The sequence below is a fragment of the Micromonospora sp. NPDC047620 genome, from assembly GCF_043205005.1.
Lineage (GTDB): Bacteria > Actinomycetota > Actinomycetes > Mycobacteriales > Micromonosporaceae > Micromonospora.
On the sequence record NZ_JBIDDG010000001.1, the window covers coordinates 53,612 to 72,400 of the forward strand.

At 75.2% G+C, this 18,789-nt stretch carries 11 protein-coding genes and 1 pseudogene; 8 read left to right on the forward strand and 4 right to left on the reverse strand.

From position 1 onward, the window contains the following. The first annotated feature begins 111 nt into the window (after positions 1-111). From ligA to ACGF5C_RS00250, 6 genes are all read left to right on the forward strand, one after another. On the forward strand, positions 112-2,247 hold the full coding sequence (gene ligA / locus ACGF5C_RS00225; RefSeq protein ID WP_393295167.1) for an NAD-dependent DNA ligase LigA: 2,136 nt from the start codon (positions 112-114) through the stop codon (positions 2,245-2,247). A 265-nt stretch (positions 2,248-2,512) separates the two neighbouring features. After that, positions 2,513-5,266, forward strand: a complete 2,754-nt coding sequence (locus ACGF5C_RS00230) for an EAL domain-containing protein (RefSeq protein WP_393295170.1) — start codon at positions 2,513-2,515, stop codon at positions 5,264-5,266. A 193-nt stretch (positions 5,267-5,459) separates the two neighbouring features. Continuing rightward, a complete protein-coding gene (gene gatC / locus ACGF5C_RS00235; RefSeq protein WP_350685712.1) occupies positions 5,460-5,765 on the forward strand; it encodes an Asp-tRNA(Asn)/Glu-tRNA(Gln) amidotransferase subunit GatC in 306 nt (101 codons plus the stop codon). 67 nt (positions 5,766-5,832) lie between these two features. Further along, positions 5,833-7,308 (forward strand): Asp-tRNA(Asn)/Glu-tRNA(Gln) amidotransferase subunit GatA, encoded by a 1,476-nt coding sequence (gene gatA / locus ACGF5C_RS00240; RefSeq protein WP_393295173.1) that lies wholly within the window; start codon positions 5,833-5,835, stop codon positions 7,306-7,308. A 13-nt stretch (positions 7,309-7,321) separates the two neighbouring features. Then, a complete protein-coding gene (gene gatB / locus ACGF5C_RS00245) occupies positions 7,322-8,815 on the forward strand; it encodes an Asp-tRNA(Asn)/Glu-tRNA(Gln) amidotransferase subunit GatB (protein WP_393295176.1) in 1,494 nt (497 codons plus the stop codon). A gap of 168 nt (positions 8,816-8,983) precedes the next feature. Further along, positions 8,984-11,341: a pyruvate dehydrogenase gene (locus ACGF5C_RS00250; protein ID WP_393295179.1), complete on the forward strand. Its 2,358-nt coding sequence runs from the start codon at positions 8,984-8,986 to the stop codon at positions 11,339-11,341. A gap of 54 nt (positions 11,342-11,395) precedes the next feature. On the opposite strand, the gene ACGF5C_RS00255 is transcribed toward ACGF5C_RS00250, so the two are convergent. Both ACGF5C_RS00255 and ACGF5C_RS00260 read right to left on the reverse strand, forming a co-directional pair. Beyond that, positions 11,396-12,955: a metallophosphoesterase gene (locus ACGF5C_RS00255; protein WP_393295182.1), complete on the reverse strand. Its 1,560-nt coding sequence runs from the start codon at positions 12,953-12,955 to the stop codon at positions 11,396-11,398. 58 nt (positions 12,956-13,013) lie between these two features. Further along, positions 13,014-14,189: a PQQ-dependent sugar dehydrogenase gene (locus ACGF5C_RS00260; protein ID WP_393295184.1), complete on the reverse strand. Its 1,176-nt coding sequence runs from the start codon at positions 14,187-14,189 to the stop codon at positions 13,014-13,016. Positions 14,190-14,301: 112 nt separating this feature from the next. Here ACGF5C_RS00260 and ACGF5C_RS00265 point away from each other — a divergent pair, with 112 nt between their 5' ends. Next, complete coding sequence (locus ACGF5C_RS00265; protein WP_393295187.1) at positions 14,302-15,228, forward strand: 2-hydroxyacid dehydrogenase; 927 nt, start codon at positions 14,302-14,304, stop codon at positions 15,226-15,228. 19 nt (positions 15,229-15,247) lie between these two features. Here ACGF5C_RS00265 and ACGF5C_RS00270 read toward each other — a convergent pair whose 3' ends face one another. Beyond that, positions 15,248-15,625 (reverse strand): PH domain-containing protein, encoded by a 378-nt coding sequence (locus ACGF5C_RS00270; RefSeq protein WP_393266884.1) that lies wholly within the window; start codon positions 15,623-15,625, stop codon positions 15,248-15,250. Between the two features lie 204 nt (positions 15,626-15,829). On the opposite strand from ACGF5C_RS00270, the gene ACGF5C_RS00275 reads away from it, so the two are divergent. Beyond that, on the forward strand, positions 15,830-18,193 hold the full coding sequence (locus ACGF5C_RS00275) for an EAL domain-containing protein (protein WP_393295190.1): 2,364 nt from the start codon (positions 15,830-15,832) through the stop codon (positions 18,191-18,193). On the opposite strand, the pseudogene ACGF5C_RS00280 reads toward ACGF5C_RS00275, so the two are convergent. Beyond that, positions 18,150-18,400, reverse strand: a pseudogene (locus tag ACGF5C_RS00280) (substrate-binding domain-containing protein); the annotation flags it as partial. The gene ACGF5C_RS00275 and the pseudogene ACGF5C_RS00280 overlap by 44 nt on opposite strands. Positions 18,401-18,789: the final 389 nt, after the last annotated feature.

Sequence of the window (18,789 nt, forward strand, 5' to 3'; positions counted from 1 at the left end):
GATCCTCGCACGTCGGCGGCCCTGTCGCCGCTCGGGCGTGGCGGGTGGCCGGCGGATTGTCCCACCGGACCGATACGGTGCCGGGGTAGCGGAATCACGGGAGGTCGCACGGTGTCCGAGGAAGCCATCGCCCAGCAGGTCACTCCGGCGCAGGAGGCGGCGGCCGGCGCCGAGCCGACCCCGGAGGCCCGGGAGCGGCACGCCACGCTCAGCCAGGAGCTGACGGACCACCAGTACCGCTACTACGTGCTGGACGCGCCGACCATCTCCGACGCCGATTTCGACCGGCAGTTGCGGGAGCTGGCGGCGCTGGAGGAGCGGTTCCCGGCGCTGCGCACCCCCGAGTCGCCGACCCAGCGGGTCGGCGGCACCTTCTCCACCGACTTCACCCCGGTCGCCCACGCCGAGCGGATGCTCTCCCTCGACAACGCCTTCGCCGACGAGGAGCTGGCGGCCTGGGCCGAGCGGGTCGAGCGGGACGCGGGCGGGCCGGTGGCCTACCTGTGCGAGCTGAAGGTCGACGGGCTCGCCATCAACCTCACCTACGAGCGCGGGCGGCTGGTCCGGGCGGCGACCCGGGGCGACGGCCGCACGGGCGAGGACGTCACCGCCAACGTGCGCAGCATCGCCGGCGTGCCGGGCCAGCTCAGCACGTCGGCCGAGTTCCCCGACATCCCAGAGTTCGTGGAGGTGCGGGGCGAGATCTACTTCCCGGTGGCCGCCTTCGCCGATCTCAACGCCGGGCTGGTCGAGCAGGGCAAGGCCCCGTTCGCCAACCCGCGCAACGCCGCCGCCGGCAGCCTGCGCCAGAAGGATCCGCGGATCACCGCCTCCCGGCCGCTGCGCCTGGTGGTGCACGGCTTCGGTGCCCGCCGTGGCTTCCAGCCGGTGACGCAGTCCGAGTCCTACGCGGCCCTGAAGGCGTGGGGGCTGCCGACCAGCGACCGCTGGCGGGTGGTGCCCGACCTGGCCGGCGTCGCGGAATACATCGCCCACTACGCCGCGCACCGGCACGACGTCGAGCACGAGATCGACGGCGTGGTGGTCAAGGTCGACCCGGTCTCCATCCAGGGCAGGCTCGGCTCGACCAGCCGGGCGCCGCGCTGGGCGATCGCCTTCAAGTACCCGCCGGAGGAGGTGAACACGAAGCTGCTCGACATCGACGTCGAGGTCGGACGCACCGGCCGGGTCACGCCGCGGGCCGTGCTCCAGCCCGTCAAGGTGGCCGGCTCCACCGTCGCGTACGCCACCCTGCACAACGCGCGGGAGGTCGAGCGCAAGGGCGTCCTGATCGGCGACACCGTGGTGCTGCGCAAGGCCGGCGACGTGATCCCCGAGCTGCTCGGGCCGGTGGTCGACCTGCGCCCCGCCGACGCCCGGCCGTTCGTGATGCCCGCCACCTGCCCGGCCTGCGGCTCGCCGCTGGCGCCGGCGAAGGAGGCGGACGTCGACATCCGGTGCCCCAACTCCCGCACCTGCCCCGGGCAGCTGCGGGAGCGGGTTTACCACCTTGCCGGCCGCAAGGTGTTCGACATCGAGGCGCTCGGTCACAAGGGCGCGGCGGCGCTGCTCGACGCGCACGTCATCACCGACGAGGGCGACCTGTTCTCCCTCGACGAGAAGCAGCTCGCCCAGTCGCCCTTCTTCGTCAACAAGGACGGCACCCTCGGCAGCAACGCCCACAAGCTGCTGGACAACCTGGCCGTGGCGAAGGAACGCGACCTGTGGCGGGTGTTGGTGGGCCTGTCCATCCGGCACGTCGGCCCCACCGCCGCGCAGGCGCTCGCCCGGCACTTCCGCTCCGTCGAGGCGATCGACCGGGCCACCGAGGACGAGCTCTCCTCGGTCGACGGCGTCGGGCCGACGATCGCCGCGAGCATCCGGGAGTGGTTCGCCGTCGACTGGCACCGCGAGGTTGTTCGCAAGTGGAGCGAGGCCGGCGTACGGATGGCCGAGGAGGCCGTCGACGAGGGGCCACGCCCGCTGGAGGGGCTCACCGTCGTGGTGACCGGCACACTGGCCGGATTCAGCCGTGACCAGGCATCCGAGGCGATCCAGAGCCGGGGCGGCAAGGTGAGCGGGTCGGTCTCCAAGAAGACCTCCTTCGTGGTCGTGGGCGACAACCCGGGCTCCAAGGCGGACAAGGCGGCCAGCCTCAAGGTGCCCGTCCTCGACGAGGCGGGCTTCCAGGTGCTGTTGGACGAGGGCCCGGACGCGGCCCGGGAGGTCGCCCGCACCGACGAGTGACGGCGGGCCGGCGGGGAAGTCGCCGGGGCGTGGGGGCGGGCGCGCGGGGAAGCCGCCCGGGCGGGCGCTCGGGCGGACGGCCCGCGGTGTCGCCGGTGGGCGTCGCCGCGGGCGGCTTGCGGGGACTGGCCCGGATACCAACTTAATTACGACTACGACCGATTCGCGACTGTCGTGTCGGGCATTGCACCACCGAGGGCGTTTCATTGACGGCACGGCGTGCCGGCGGGTCACGCCTCGTGGATTGAGCCCCCCGGGAGGTGCGATGGAGGCCGCCGACCTGCGAAACTCCGTTCCGCCCGGCCGGGGACGCCCGTTCTTCGTCTTCGTCTGGTCGGTCGTCGCGCTGGCCGTGCTGTTCTGCGTACGCCCGCTGCTCGCCCTCCCGGAGGAGTTGCCGGAGCTGCCGGCGGCGTTCTGGGTGATGGCGGCCCTCGCCGTCGGCTGCGACGCGCGCCCGTTCGTGCCGCCCGGGCGCCGGCAGACCTCGGCGGTCTTCCCGTCCACCTGCTTCACCTTCGCGATCCTGCTCGGCTGGGGGTTCGGCCCGGCGGTCGCCGTGCAGGCGGTGGCCGTCGTCGTCTCGGGCTGGCGGATGGGGCACGCCCCCTGGCGCACGGCCTTCAACGCCGGCCAGTACGCCTGCGCCCTGGCCGCCGCGTACGTGGTCACCTGGCTCGGGCCCGGCGGCATCTTCGACGGCGGCCCGCTGCGCTGGACGGACGTGGCCGCCGTGGGCGGCGCGACGGTGGCCTGGTTCGCCGTCAACTACGCGCTGGTGAGCGCCGCCGTCCGGCTGCGCTTCGGCGACCGCTGGTGGCCCAGCCTGCGGCAGGGGCTGGGTTTCGAGCTGCTCTCCACCGGCTCGCTGCTGCTGCTCGCCCCGGTGTTGGTCGCCGCGGCCCGGGCCAGCGCGGCGCTGATCCCGCTGGTGCTGGTGCCGCTGTTCGCCGTCTACCGGATGGCCCGGCTCAGCGTGGAGCAGCAGCAACTGGCCTCACTGGACCCGCTCACCGGCCTGCCCAACCGCAAGGCGCTGCTGGCCGAGGTCGGCGAGCAGGTGCACCTGCACGCCGAACGGGTAACCCGCGGCGAGCCCGGTGCGCACCTGGCGCTGCTCCTGATCGACCTCGACCGGTTCAAGAACGTCAACGACGCCCTCGGGCACGCGGTGGGTGACCGGCTGCTGGTCGAGGTGAGCGCCCGGCTGACCGGTGTGGCCGGGGAGGACATGGTGGCTCGGCTGGGCGGGGACGAGTTCGCCATCGTGATGACCGGGCTGGCCGACGTCGGCGAGGCCCGGGACCTCGCCGACCGGGTGGTCCGCGCGCTGGCCGAGCCGGTGCCCCTGGACGGGCTGCCGCTCGACGTGGGCGGCTCCATCGGCATCGCGCTGTTCCCGGAACACGGCGAGGACTTCGCGACCCTGATGCGCCACGCCGACGTGGCGATGTACGACGCCAAGCACCGCAACGACACCGTGGCGGTCTACGCGGCCGAGTCGGACCACAACTCCGCCGAGCGGCTGGGCCTTCTCGCGGACCTGCGCCGGGTGCTGGAGTCGGGCCGCCCGGCCGGCGCGCCGGCGACGCGGGCCGGCCTCCCGTCTGAGGACGCCGCACGGGCCGGGCTCCCGGCGGGGGAAGGCGCGCCGGCCGGCCTACCGGCGGGGGAAGGCGCGCGGGCCGGGCTCCCGGGCGATTGCGGCGGGCCGCAGGGGGCGGCCGACCGGACCGTGGCCGGTGGGGTCCTGGCCGAGGGGGGCGGTGACCTCGCCGGCGTCAATGGTGCCGCCGCGACGGCACCGGCCACGCCGGCGATGGGCGCGCGGGGCGGGGACGGCGCGGAACTTCCGGCCGACGCGGCGGGTCTGCGCCCCGCCGCCGGATCCGGCCGCTGGCGGTTGCGCCGCCGCCGGCAGCGGACCGAGCCGCCGCACACCGACGAGTTGATCAACCGGATCGTCACCGCCGCCGACCCGATCCGCCGCCGGGCGGCGGCATCGCCCGAGACCGGCCCGGACCGGGGCGACGGCCCCGGCCGCCGCGAGCACGCCGGTCGGCCCGGCAGCGAGACCGGCGTCGGCGTACGCCGGCAGGGCACGACCGGCGACGGCGGCCGGCGCGGCGACCGCGACCCGGCGGGCCGGCGGGGTGGCCAGCAGGACGCGGCCCGACGGCGGGGCGCGGACCCCGGCCCGGCTCGGGGTCGGGACGCGGAGCTGGACCCGGCCGCCGACGCGGGCGAGATCACCATGTACTACCAGCCGCAGGTCGCGATCGCGACCGGTGAGGTGGTCGGCGTGGAGGCGCTGCTGCGCTGGCGGCACCCCCGCCGGGGGATGGTGGACCCGGAGGAGCTGATCCGGGTCGCCGAGCAGAGCGCGGTGATGCGGCTGCTGACCCGGCGGGTGGTGGACGACGTGGTGGAACAGCTCGCCAAGTGGTCGGCCGCCGGGATCGCCGTGCCGGCGGCGCTCAACGTCAGCGTGCGGGACCTGCACACCGGCGAGATCGCCGACCAGATCGCCGACCGGCTCGCCCGGTACGGCGTGCCGCCGCAGCGGCTGCAACTGGAGATCACCGAGGGGGCGCTGATGGCCGACCCCCGCCGGGTGCTGGCCACCATCTCCCGCCTGCACCGGATCGGGGTGGGCATCGCGTTGGACGACTTCGGCACCGGGTACTCGTCGTTGCAGCACCTGCGTCGGCTGCCGCTGTCCGAGGTGAAGGTGGACCGCTCCTTCGTGCTGGGGATGGCCGAGGACGCCGACGACGCGGCGATCGTGCGGTCGACGATCGAGCTGGCCAAGGCGCTCGGGCTGCGGGTGGTCGCCGAGGGCGTGGAGGACGAGCGCACCTGGCGCATGCTGCACGCCGCCGGCTGCGACGCCGCGCAGGGCTGGTTCTACGCCCGGCCGATGCCGGCCGAGGAACTCGTCGCCTGGCTGGCCCGCTACCGCCCGGTCCGCCCGACCCCCAGCCCCGACACGGAGATCCCCCGCCGGCACGCCCGCTGAGCCCACCGCCCGCCGAGCCCGTCGCCGGGATGCCTCCCACCGGGCGGCGGCCCGGCGCGCCGCGCCCATAGGGGGAGTCGGGGACGCGCCGCCGGGACGGAACAATAGACTCGCTCCGGTCACCGCGCGTCACGCACATCGCCGCGCGGCCGGCACCGGCCCGACCGGCAACACCGTCACGAAGGGGGCACCGATGGCCGCCATCTCCCGCGAGGAGGTCGCGCACCTGGCGCGACTGTCGCGGCTCGCCGTCACGGAGGAGGAGCTGGACACCTTCGCCGGCCAGCTCGACGTGATCCTCCAGGCGGTCGCGCAGGTCGGCGAGGTCACCGCGGCGGACATCCCGCCGACCTCGCACTCGGTGCCGCTGACCAACGTCCTGCGGGACGACGTCGTGGTGCCCGGGCTGACCCCGGAGGAGGCGCTGTCGGGCGCGCCCGACGCCGAGGAGCAGCGGTTCCGCGTACCGCGGATCCTGGACGAGGATGTGGCGTCATGAGCGAGCGGATCACCAGGCCCGGTGTGTCCGGCGCGCAGGACGCCGGTGAGCGAAGCGAGGCGGCGGCATGAGTGACCTGACCAGACTGACCGCGACGGAGATCGCGGGGCTCGTCGCCGCCGGCGAGACCTCCGCCGTCGAGGTCACGCGGGCGCACCTGGACCGGATCGCCGCCGTGGACGACCGGGTGCACGCGTTCCTGCACGTCGACAGCGAGGGCGCGCTCGCCGCCGCCCGCGAGGTGGACGCCCGCCGCGCCGCCGGCGAGGAGCTGGGCCCGCTGGCCGGCGTGCCGGTCGCGGTGAAGGACGTGCTGACCACCAAGGGCGTGCCGACCACCGTCGGGTCGAAGATCCTGGAGGGCTGGCGCCCGCCGTACGACTCGACGATCGTGCAGCGGCTGCGCGCCGCCGGCACGGTGATGCTCGGCAAGACCAACATGGACGAGTTCGCCATGGGCTCCTCCACCGAGTACTCGGCGTACGGCCCGACGCACAACCCGTGGGACCTGAGCCGCATCCCGGGCGGCTCCGGCGGCGGCAGCGCCGCGGCCCTCGCGGCGTACGAGGCGCCGCTGGCGATCGGTTCCGACACCGGCGGCTCGATCCGCCAGCCCGGCGCGGTCACCGGCACCGTCGGCGCGAAGCCGACCTACGGCGGCACCTCCCGCTACGGCCTGGTGGCGTTCTCCTCCTCGCTGGACACCCCCGGCCCCTGCGCCCGTACGGTGCTGGACGCCGCGCTGCTGCACGAGGTGATCGGCGGGCACGACCCGCGCGACTCCACCTCCATCCCGCAGCCGGTGCCGGACGTGGTGGCCGCCGCGAGGCGGGGTGCGACCGGTGACCTGACCGGTGTGAAGCTCGGCATCGTCACCCAGTTCACCGGCGAGGGCGCCGAGCCCGGCGTGCTGGCCGCGTTCCGCGAGTCGGTCGACGCGCTGACCAAGATGGGCGCCGAGATCGTCGAGGTGTCCTGCCCGAACTTCGCGTACGCGCTGCCGGCGTACTACCTGATCGCCCCGAGCGAGTGCTCCTCCAACCTGGCCCGGTTCGACGGCGTCCGGTTCGGCCTGCGGGTCGGCGACGACGGCAACCGGTCGCTGGAGGAGGTCATGTCGCTGACCCGGGAGGCCGGCTTCGGCGCCGAGGTCAAGCGCCGGATCATGATCGGCACGTACGCGCTCTCGTCGGGCTACTACGACGCCTACTACGGGCAGGCGCAGAAGGTCCGGACCCTGATCACCCGGGACTTCACGGCGGCGTTCGAGCAGGTCGACGCGCTGATCTCGCCGACCACCCCGTTCGTGGCGTTCCCGATCGGGGCGCGCACCTCCGACCCGTACCAGATGTACCTGGCCGACCTGTTCACCATCCCGACCAACCTGTACGGCGGGCCGGGCATCTCGGTGCCGTGCGGGCTCTCCGACGGGCTGCCGGTCGGCTTCCAGATCATGGCCCCGACCATGGCCGACGACCGGATGTACCGGGTCGCCGCGGCGCTGGAGAGCGCGGTCGGCACGTTCACCCCACCGGCACTGTGAGGCAGGAGCTCAGATGACGACGACACTGCCCGCGTACGACGAGGTCGTCGCGCGCTACGAACCGGTGATCGGCCTGGAGACCCACGTCGAGCTGGGCACGAACACCAAGATGTTCTGCGGCTGCCCGACCGACTTCGGTGGCGCGCCGAACACCCGGGTCTGCCCGGTCTGCCTGGGTCTGCCCGGCTCGCTGCCGGTGGCCAACAGGGCCGCCATCGAGGCGACGATCCGGATCGGCCTGGCGCTGAACTGCTCGATCGCCGAGTGGTGCCGGTTCGCCCGGAAGAACTACTTCTACCCGGACATGCCGAAGGACTTCCAGATCAGCCAGTACGACGAGCCGCTGTGCTTCGAGGGCTACCTGGACGTCGAGGTGAACGGCGAGCTGGTGCGGATCGGCATCGAGCGGGTGCACCTGGAGGAGGACACCGGCAAGACGCTGCACGTCGGCGGCACCACCGGGCGCATCCACGGCGCCACCGAGTCGCTGGTCGACTACAACCGGGCCGGCATCCCGCTGGTGGAGATCGTCACCAAGCCGGTCCCCGGCACCGGCGCGTTGGCCCCCGAGGTGGCCCGCGCGTACGTCACCGAGCTGCGCGACGTGATCCGCTCGCTGGGCGTCTCCGACGTGCGGATGGAGGAGGGGTCGCTGCGCTGCGACGTCAACACCTCCCTCAACCTGCCCGGCGAGGAGTGGGGCACCCGGACGGAGACCAAGAACGTCAACTCGCTGCGGTCGGTCGAGCGGGCGGTCCGGTCGGAGATCATCCGGCAGGCGTCCGTGCTCGACGCGGGCGGCCGGATCACCCAGGAGACCCGGCACTTCCACGAGGACACCGGCGACACCACGCCGGGCCGGTCCAAGGAGACGGCGACCGACTACCGCTACTTCCCGGAGCCGGACCTGGTGCCGCTCGCGCCGGACACCGCCTGGGTCGCCGAGCTGAAGGCCGCCCTGCCCGAGCTGCCCCGGCTGCACCGCCGCCGGCTCCAGGAGCAGTGGGGCCTGTCGGACGCGGACATGCAGTCCGTGCTCAACGCCGGCGCGGTCGAGCTGATCGAGCAGACCGTCGCCGCCGGCGCGTCCCCGGCCGCGGCCCGCAAGTGGTGGCTGGGCGAGCTGTCCCGGCGCGCCAACGAGACCGGCGAGGAGCTGGCCGACGTCGGGGCCACCCCGGCGCAGGTCGCCGAGCTGCAGGGCCTGGTCGACGCCGGCAAGCTCAACGACAAGCTGGCCCGCAGCGTCCTGGAGGGCGTGGTGGCCGGCGAGGGCTCGCCGACCGAGATCATGACCAATCGGGGCCTGGAGGTCGTCTCCGACACCGGCGCGCTCACCGCCGCCGTGGACGAGGCGATCGCGGCCAACCCGGACATCGCCGAGAAGGTGCGCAGCGGCAAGGTCGCCGCGGCCGGCGCACTGGTCGGCGCGGTCATGAAGACCACCCGCGGCCAGGCCGACGCCAAGACCGTCCGCGAGCTGATCCTCTCCCGCCTCGGCGCCTGACCTGCAAGAAAGGGCATCTTCCTGACGCCTCTTGGACAGGAAGTGTCCTGCCCTGCACCTTCCGAGCCGCCGCGCACGCCCGTCGTGCGCGGCGGCCCCGTACCCGCGCAACCCCCGCCCACCCCCGACCGGCCGTCAACGGTGACGTCCGGACCCCTGGAGTCGACCGTGAACCGAACCGACCTCGACGTCCTCGACGAGATCCAGCGGCGGGTGCTCTGGCTCGCCACCCGGATCGTCGACGCGGCCAACCACGACCGCGACACCGGCGACGGGGTGAAGGTGGGTGGGCACCAGGCGTCCAGCGCCTCGCTGGTCACCGCGATGACGGCGCTGTGGTTCGCGCACCTGGACGCCGAGGACCGGGTGGCGGTCAAGCCGCACGCCTCGCCGGTGTTCCACGCCATCCAGTACCTGCTCGGCAACCTGGACCGGTCGTACCTGACGACGCTGCGGGCCCGGGGTGGGCTCCAGTCGTACCCGTCGCGTACCAAGGACCCGGACGAGGTGGACTTCTCCACCGGTTCCGTCGGGCTCGGCGCGGCGGCGCCGCTCTTCGCCGCCGCGACGCGGCGCTACGTCGACGCGCACTTCGGCGCCCGCCCGCACTCCCGGTTCGTCGCGCTGATCGGCGACGCCGAACTGGACGAGGGCAACATCTGGGAGGCGGTCGCCGATCCGGCCACCACCGGCCTGGGCAACGTGATGTGGCTGGTCGACTTCAACCGGCAGTCGCTCGACCGGGTGGTGCCCGGGGTGCGGATCAACCAGTGGCGGGGCCAGTTCGAGGCCGCCGGCTGGCACGTGGTCGAGGTCAAGTACGGCCGCCGGCTCGCCGAGGCGTACGCCCGGCCGGGCGGTGAGCGGCTGCGCGACTGGATCGACGCGATGCCGAACGAGCAGTACCAGTCGCTGTTCGGGCTCGCCGGGCCGGCGCTGCGCAAGCAGTTCCTCGACGGCGCGCCCGACGGGATCGAGGCGTTCATCGCCGACATCGGCGACGACGAGCTGGGGCCGCTGGTCACCGACCTGGGCGGGCACGACATGGCGGCGATGCTCGACGCGTACGCCCAGTGCGACGCCGTCACCGACCGGCCCAGCGTGGTGTTCGCGTACACGGTGAAGGGGTGGGGGCTGCCGATCGCCGGCAACCCGCGCAACCACTCGGCGCTGCTCACCACGGAGCAGGTCGCCGCGCTGCGCGCCGCGTACGGCCTGACGCCGGGGACCGAGTGGGATCGCCTCGACCCGGCGTCCCCGGCCGGCATCCGCGCCAGCGAGCGCCGGGAGGCGCTGTCCCGCGCGCCCCGCGAGCGGGCGCTGGGCGTCACCGTCCCGGAGACCACGCGGGTACGCGCCAACAAGCCCATCTCGACGCAGGAGGTCTTCGGCCGGGTGCTGGTCGAGTTGGCCCGCAACCCCGAGGTCGGCCGCTACCTGGTCACCACCGCGCCGGACGTGGCGACCTCCACGAACCTCGCCGGGTTCATCAACAAGACCGGCGTCTTCGCGCCCACCGAGCAGCGTTCCTGGACCGAGGACCGGATGCTGCGCTGGACGGAGAGCCCCGCCGGCCAGCACATCGAGCTGGGCATCTCGGAGATGAACCTGTTCCTCCTGCTCGGCCAGCTCGGCCTGTCGTGGGACCTGTCGGCCCAGCCGCTACTGCCGGTCGGCACGGTCTACGACCCGTTCGTGCTGCGCGGGCTCGACGCGTTCCTCTATGGCACCTACTCCGGCTCCCGGTTCGTGGTCGCCGGCACCCCGTCGGGCATCACCCTCGCCCCCGAGGGCGGTGCGCACCAGTCGACCATCACCGCCTCGGTCGGCCTGGAACTGCCGGGGGTGACGTTCCTCGAACCCGCGTACGCGGCCACGCTGGACTGGCTGCTCTGCGACGCGCTGGGCCAGATCGCCGGCGGGTCGGCCCCGTCGGCGACGGCCGCGCCGGCCGAGGACGGCGCGTACTACTTCCGGCTCAGCACCCGCCCGATCGACCAGGCGCCCTTCGAGGCGGCCCGGGCCCGGCTAGGCGACGCGGTGCTGCGCCGGCAGGCGGTCGCCGGGGCGTACCGCCTGGTGGACGCCCACCAGGCGTACCCGCACCTGGCCGACGCCCCGGTCGTGCAGCTCGCCGCCTCCGGCGCGGTGCTGCCGGAGGTGCTCGTCGCGGCGGCGGAGCTGGCCGAGGAGGGCATCGCCGCGCACGTCGTCGACGTCACCTCGCTGGACCGGCTCTACCGGGCCTGGCAGCGCACCCTGCGCCAGGGCGTCCGCACGGCGACCGTGCCGAGCGTGCCCGGCGCGCTGCGCTCGGCGTTCGCCGACCGGGTGCCGGTGGTGACCGTGCACGACGCCGCCTCGCACGCGATGGCGTGGCTCGGCTCGGCGGTCGGCGCCCCGGCGGTGCCGCTCGGGGTGGACGAGTTCGGCCAGTCCGGCAGCGTCCACGAGCTGTACGAGCTGCACGACCTGCTGCCCGGCAGCATCGTCAACGCCGCCCTCGCCGCCCTGTCCCTGCGCTGAGCCGGCCCGGGTCGGGTGTCGCGCGGGCGGTCGTCCGGCACCCGGCCCGGCGGGTCAGCGGGTCGGGGTGGGGGTGACGGGGGCCGGGACGCCCGCCTTCGGGGCCTCCACGATGTGCCGCTCCAGGTTCACCTGCGCCTGGCCGGTGCCGCCCACGGTGATGTCGTCGTACGCCTGGAGCAGCTTGTCCTTGTCGAAGTAGAGGACGCTCATCGACAGCGGGGTGGGCTTTTCGCCCTCCAGTCCGCGCAGCCCGGCGCCGCCCGTGGAGCCCTGCACCAGCAGCTGGGTCGGCATCTGCCCGGGCACCTCCGGCAGCTTCGACACCTGCCGGCTGTGGGTGTGCCCGGCGAGCACCAGCGGGCAGGTGCCCGACAGCGGGCCGGCCGAGGCCGGGTCGTGCACCAGCGCGATGTTCACCGGCTGCGGCGAGCTGCGCACCGTGGCGGCGAGCTGGTCGCCGGCGCCGATCACCTGGTCGGCGACCTGCTTGGTGAGGCCGCTGCCCGCCGGCGAGGTGTTCTTGTCGGGCGTGAATCGCGGGTCGCCGATGCCGGCGATGGTCAGCCCGGCGACCGTGGTGGTGGTGTTGTTGAGGACGATCGCGTTCGGCTGGCGGGCCACCGCCGCCGCCGTCCGGCCCGAGTCGTGGTTGCCGCGGATGAAGACGTACGGCTTCTTGAGCAGGCCGATCGAGCCGACGAACGAGGCCTCCGGCTCGCTGCCCCAGTCGGTCATGTCTCCGGTATCGATCACCACGTCGATGCCGAACTGCTCCACGACGGTGCGGATGAGCTGCCAGCCGGTCGGGTTGAGGTGCATGTCGGAGACGTGCAGCACCCGCGTCGTGCCGGGGGCCGGCTCGTAGACCGGCAGCGACGACACGGTGGTGTAGAGCTGGCTGACGTTGCCGACGATGTGCTGGAGCTGCTCGGCGTAGCGGGTGTAGTCGTTGGCGATCCGGCGGGCGTCGCCGACGATCGCGGGGGCGTTGACCAGCAGCCCCTCGTAGCGCGGCTCCTCGATGGCCTGCGGTCGCATGGTCGCCGCGGCGGTGCCGAGGCCGCCGGCGGTGATCACCAGCGCCAGCCCGCCGGCCCAGGCCGCCCGGCGGGCGTCGCGGAAGACCAGCAGGGCCAGCAGCAGGGTCACCAGCACGGCCGACGCGAGCGTACGCAGACCGAGCCGCATCACCCCCTCGCGGACGTCGTCGACGGCGGTCTGGCTCGCCCGGTTGATGCTGGCCGGGTCGTCGATCAGCGCCTGGACGCGGCTCTGGTCCAGCGCGCCCAGCTCGACCGTCAGGTGCGTCGGCCCGTCGTGGCTGTCGAGCAGCAAGGCGCCCAGCGGCGGGATGTCGACGGTGGTGCTGCCGCTGACGGCCGGGGCCACCGTGAGGTCCGCCTGGAACGGGCCGATGTCGGTGCTCACCCGCCCGCCGGCGAGCACGCCGACGACCACCCCGACCAGGGTGACGACCAGGACCGCCAGCGTCACCCCGGCCGCACGGAGCGCGCGCCGGCCGGCCCGGTCGCGGTCGCCCCGGCGGGCACCACCGGTCACCGGGGCGTCCTCGTCCCGGTGCTCGTGCTGCTCGTTCTCCTGCCCGTCCATGTTGAGATTCTGACCTGCCCAGTGAGGGATCTTGGTAAACCCGGCGGAGCCCGTCGGGTCAGCTCCGGCCGGCGCCGCCGTCGGCGAAGACCAGACGCAGCAGCCGGTCGTCCTCGGGCGCGGGGTCGCCCCGCCCGTCGTGGTTGGAGGTGCTCACCCAGATCGAGCCGTCGGGCGCGGCGGCCACGGCCCGCAGCCGCCCGAACCGCCCGGTCAGCAGCTCGCGCGGCTGGCCGAGCACCGTGCCGGTGTCGGTCAGCTCGACCAGCCACAGCCGCTCGCCGCGCAGGCACGCGGTGACCAGCAGCCGGTCCGCGGCGGTCAGCCCGGAGCAGGAGGCGTCCGACGTCGGCCACTGGGTGATCGGGTTGACGTAGCGCTTGTCGTCGTCGCGCCCCTCGACCTGCGGCCAGCCGTAGTTGCGCCCCTTGGTGACCTGGTTGATCTCGTCCCAGGTGTTCTGGCCGAATTCGACGGCGTACATCCGCTTGCCCGGGTCCCAGGCGAGCCCCTGGACGTTGCGGTGGCCGAGGGACCACACCGGGGATTTCGGGAACGGGTTGCCGGGCGCGGGCTTGCCGTCCTTGGTGATCCGCAGGATCTTCCCGCCGAGGCGCTTGACGTCCTGCGCCTGCGGCCGGTCGCCGGCGTCGCCGGTGCTCGCGTAGAGCAGGCCGTCCGGGCCGAAGGCGAGGCCGCCACCGTTGTGGATGCCCGCCTTGGGGATGCCGGTGAGGATCGGGGTGGGCGTGCCGCCGAGCTCCAGCCGGGCGATCCGGTTGTCGCGCTGCGTCGTGTAGTAGACGAAGACCGACTTGTCGCGCTGGTAGTCGGGGGAGACGGCGATGCCCATCAGCCCGCCCTCGCCGGACGCGGCCACGTCGGGGACGGTCTGCACCGGGGTGACCTTCAGCCCGTCGGGCCCCGACTCGGGGCCGACCCGCAGGATCCGGCCGCTGTCCCGCTCGGTGACCAGCGCGGCGCCGTCGGGCAGGAAGGCGATGCCCCACGGCACCCGCAGGCCCCTGGCCAGCACGGTGGTGACCACCTCACTGCCGGCGCCGCCGGCGCTCGCCGTCGTCGAGGGGGTCGGGAAGGTCGGCGGCTCGCCGGCCGGGTCCGGCTCGGGCTCGCCGAAGCTGCAACCGGCGGTCGCGAGCAGCAGCGCCGCGCACGACGCCGCCAGGGCCGCCCGGAGGCGGCGGGTGCGAGGGTACGGGGGACGGGCGCTCACCCGGCCCAGGGTAGTCCGCCGGGGCGCCGTACCGGGGCCGACGGATCGGACCGGGTGCCGCGATCCGCCCCGCCCGGCCGGCGGCCCGGCCGGGGGCCTATCGTCGGCGGGCGTGAAGGTATGGATCCCGCACGAGTCCGGCCGCGCGCTCCTCGGGGAGCTGCCCCGGGACGTCACCGTCGAGGTGGTCGAGGACCCCGCCCGGCTCCCCTCGGAGGCGGCCGGCGTCCGGTTCTGGGTGCCGCCGTTCCTGGCCGGCGGCGACGCCACCGCGCTGCTGGGCGAGCTGCCCGACCTGGCGGTGGTGCAGCTCCTCTCCGCCGGGGCGGACGCCTGGGCCGGCCGGATCCCGGCGGGGGTGACGCTCTGCGACGCCCGGGGCGTGCACGATCCGTCCACCGCCGAGTGGGTGGTCGCGGCGATCCTGTCCCAGCTGCGGGCCTTCCCGGCCCTGGCCCGGGCGCAGGCCCGGCGCGAGTGGGCCTACGGGGAGGTGGCCCCCACCGACGAGTTGGCCGGCAAGCGGGTGCTGATCGTCGGGGCGGGCTCGATCGGCGCGGCGGTGCGGGACCGGCTCGCGCCGTTCGAGGTGAGCTTCACCCTGGTGGCCCGGACCGCCCGCCCGGAGCAGGGGGTGCACGGTGTCGAGGAGCTGCCGGGCCTGCTGCCCGAGGCCGACGTGGTGGTGTTGCTGGTGCCGCTGACCGAGCAGACCCGGGGGCTGGTCGACGAGAAGTTCCTCGCGGCGATGCGGGACGGCGCGCTGCTGGTGAACGCCGCACGCGGGCCGGTGGCCCGCACCGAGGCGCTCGTCGCCGAGCTGCGGACCGGCCGGATCTCGGCCGCGCTGGACGTCACCGACCCGGAGCCGCTGCCCGCCGACCACCCGCTGTGGGCGATGCCGAACGTGCTGCTCACCCCGCACGTGGCGGGCTCGGTGCGCGGCCTGCTGCCGCGGGCGTACCGGCTGGTCGGGGAACAGGTCCGGCGGTTCGCGGCCGGCGAGCCGCTGGTCAACGAGGTCGTGGACGGCTACTGACCGGCGTCGGCGTGGCGGGTCAGCCGGCCGCGTCGGGCAGGGTCTGGCCGGTGGCCTCGACCAGCCGCGGCAGGTCGGCGCCGCGGACGGCCGGCAGCAGCACCGCCTGGCCGTCGTCGAGTCGGGCCACCGCCCGGCCCCGTGCGTCCGGGGCCAGCTCCACGACCCGGTCCCAGCTGATCCGGCGCTGCCCGACCAGCGCCCGCAGGCGCAGCTCGCGGGCGTCCACGTCGGTGCCGGCCCGCCACGCCCAGACCCCGACGGCGAGCGGGACGAGCAGCACCGGCAGCAGGTACCACCGGGCACCGGCCAGCGGCAGGGCGCCGATGAAGGCGATGATCGCGGCGGCCAGGATCGCCTGGTTGTGCCGGAAGCGGACGGTGCCGGAGCTGCTCACCCCCCGATGATCCCACCCCCGCCGCCCCCGGTACGCGCCGGGCGGCGCGGGCTCCACCCGACGGCTGGCAGTGACGAGGGCCACTGTCGCCTCGGCGTCACCGCGTGCCTGCGCGCTCGTTGGCGATAGATGGGCAGCGGACCCACCTCGTTCCGGCGCCCCGCACCGCCGCACCGCCCGTGCCCCCTCACGAAGGCGACCGCCGTGCCCCTCGCGTACTCGTCCCACGCCATCGCCCGCCGTCCGGCCGTGCCGGAGACCCTCGTCCTCGTCGCCGTCGCGCTGCTTCTGCTCGCCGGCGCGACCGGCCGGATGCCGGCCCCGGCCGTCGTGGCGCTGGCGGGCGCCGCCGGCTCCGCGCTGGCCGGCGCGCGGCTGTCCCGGCTGGCCGCCGGCCCGCCCACGCCGGCGCCCAGCCGTTCCCGGGCGGCCCGCCGCCGCACGGCGCTGCCCCGTCGCGTCGCCGTGCTGCTCGACGCCGCCGTGGTGACGGCGGGGCTGGCCGCCGCCGTCCTCCCGCTCGCCGACCCCCGCCACCGGCCCGCCGTCGCCGTGGCGGGGCTGGTCGTCGCCGCCCCGCTCTTCGCCGCCGGGCTGCCTTCGCAGGCGCGGACGCCGCACCCGGCCGCCCGGGTCCGGCTGCGGCGGGCCCTCGACGCGACCGCCGCCGGCCTCGGGTTGGTCCTCGCCGGTTGGCTGCTGCTGCCCCGCGACCGCCTCGACCCGCCGGCCCGGCTCGCGGCGGCGGTGGCCCTCGGCGGGCTCGCGATCGCGGTGCTCACGGCGCTGACCGGGCCGCACCGGCGCTCCGGCGCCGCCTGGTGCCGGGGCGGCGCGGCGCTCACCCTGCTCGGGTTGGTGGCGCTGGCCGCGCTTCCGGTCGGGGCGTCGCCGGTCCGGGCGGCGCTGCTGGCCGTACCCCCGCTGGTGGGCGGGGTGCTGCTGACCGCGGCGGGGGCGTGGCGGGCGGCCCGGCCGCAGCCCGACCCGCCGGCCCTGCCCACCCTCGTGTGGCCCCGGGCGGTGGTCCCGGCCGCCGCGGCCGTGGCGGCCACCGGCTGGGAACTCCGCTCCGACGGGCCGCCGGACCTCACCGCCGTGCTGCTCGCGCTCGCGGTCGCGCCGCCGCTCGTGCTCCGCGACCTGCTCCGGGCGGGCGAACCGCCGCCGCCGGCCCCCGCCCCGCCGGCCCGTGCGGAGGCGCCGGCGCACGCCGATGCCGCGGCGACCTGCGCCGAGGCGGCGCCGGCCCGCGTCGACACCATGCCGACCTGCGCCGAGGTGCCGGCGGCCTGGCCCCGCTCGCCCGGGACCGGCCGGGCCGGCGGGCCGGCGGGCCGCGCCGAGCTGCTGCGGGCCCTCGCCGCGCCGCGGGAAGCGCGGTCTCCCTGCGGCGCGTTGCTCGTCGTCGACCTGCACGCCCCCGGCGCCGCCGCGGAGGGGCCCGGCCACGCCACCCGGGAGGCCGTGACGGCCGAGGTCGCCCGTCGCGCCCGCTCCGTCGTCGGCCCCGGTGACCTGCTCGCCGACCTCACCGCCGCCGGCTTCGCGGTGGTCACCGGGACCGGCCCCGTGCTGGCGTACGCGCTGGGCACCCGGCTGCTCGCCGCGCTCACCCAGCCCTACCAGGTGCCGGGCGGGGTGCTGCGGCTGCGGGCCAGCATCGGGCTGGCCGAGGTCGCCGGCACCGCCCCGGAGGACCTGCTGCGCCAGGCCGACCTGGCCCGGCGGCGGGCCGTGCAGCTCGGCCGGGACCGGGTCGAGTGGTACGACGCCTACCTGGAGGAGCAGCTCGTCCGCCGGCTGGACCTGGAGCGGGAGCTGCCCGGGGCGGTCGCCCGGGGCGAGTTGGACCTCGTCTACCAGCCGGTGCTCGACCTGGCCGACCGGCAGCCCGTCGGCACGGAGGCGCTGCTGCGCTGGCGCAGCCCGGTCCTCGGCACGGTGCTTCCGGCCGAGTTCCTGCCGGTGGCCGAGGACCTCGACATCGTGGGCGAGCTGGGCTGCTGGGTGCTGGACCGGGCCTGCCGGCAGCTCGCCGCGTGGTCGGCGGGGAGCCGGCAGCTCTGGATGGCGGTCAACGTGACCGTCCGGGAGTTGGCCGCGCCCGACTTCGTGCCCCGCACGGCGGCCGTGCTGGACGCGTACGGGGTGCCGCCCGACCGCCTGGTGGTCGAGGTGGCGGAGCCGAGGGTGGCCGGCGAGCTGCCGACCGTGGTGTCCCGGCTGGCCGGGCTCCGTTCGCTGGGCATCCGCACCGCGCTGGACGACTTCCGGGCCGAGCACGCCTCGCTCGCCCAGCTCCGCCGGCTGCCGATCGACCTGCTCAAGGTCGGCCCGCAGCTGGTGGACCCGGCGGACCCGCAGCGCCCGCTGATCGACGTGGTGGTGGCCGTGGGGGACCGGTTGGGGTTGGACATCGTGGTGGAGGAGCTGGAGGTGCCGAGCCTGGTCGACGGCGCGCGCCGGGCCGGCTGCCGGTACGGGCAGGGCTTCGCGCTGGCCCGCCCGGCCACCGCGGAGCGGGTGGAGGCGTACTTCGAGGAGTTCCCGTCGGCGTCGCGCTGACCCGATCTCGTGCCTGGTTGACTCTGCCACCGGATCAGAGTCGCTCGTAGCCGCGTGGCGTGCTTGCCGTACGCCGGGATGTCCGGCCGAGTGCGGTCAGCGTCGGGTGCACCAACCGGCAGAGCGGCGAGTCGTCCCAGGCCACGATGACAGGTCGGCCGGCACGGCGAGCCCCATCTCATGGGCCACCGACAGGGCCGCTATCGCCGTGAACGACGGCCCGACCCGATGGCGGGCGACCGTGGGCGGTGACATGGTCGACCCTGGCCGGTGAGCCGCGGGCCAAGACACGCTGGACCTGGACGCCCCTGCGTACGCGTAGATCGAGCTGGCGCTGTCGGCGGAGCTGACACGGCCGGAGGAGGCCCGGCGCGAACTGCTGGCGGGCGAGGCGGCGCAGCGGGCGCTCTGGCTCTTCGCCGAGGACCGCGACGCCGATGGCCGGCGGCCGGCTACGGCGCGACGGTCGAGCCCGTCGACGGCGGGCAGCGGGTCCGGGTCACCCGCCCGGACGATCCTGCGCGACCTGACCATCTTCCCGGACCGGCTCGACCCGGCGGCCGAGTCGGCGAGGCGCTGGTGACCCTGCTGCCCGG

What these genes read in the sequence shown, in the direction of transcription:
- gatB (WP_393295176.1), top strand. Translation starts at nt 7,322, where the DNA reads ATGACGACGACACTGCCCGCGTACGACGAGGTCGTCGCGCGCTACGAA.
- ACGF5C_RS00255 (WP_393295182.1), bottom strand. Translation starts at nt 12,955, where the DNA reads ATGGACGGGCAGGAGAACGAGCAGCACGAGCACCGGGACGAGGACGCC.
- ACGF5C_RS00230 (WP_393295170.1), top strand. Translation starts at nt 2,513, where the DNA reads ATGGAGGCCGCCGACCTGCGAAACTCCGTTCCGCCCGGCCGGGGACGC.
- gatC (WP_350685712.1), top strand. Translation starts at nt 5,460, where the DNA reads ATGGCCGCCATCTCCCGCGAGGAGGTCGCGCACCTGGCGCGACTGTCG.
- gatA (WP_393295173.1), top strand. Translation starts at nt 5,833, where the DNA reads ATGAGTGACCTGACCAGACTGACCGCGACGGAGATCGCGGGGCTCGTC.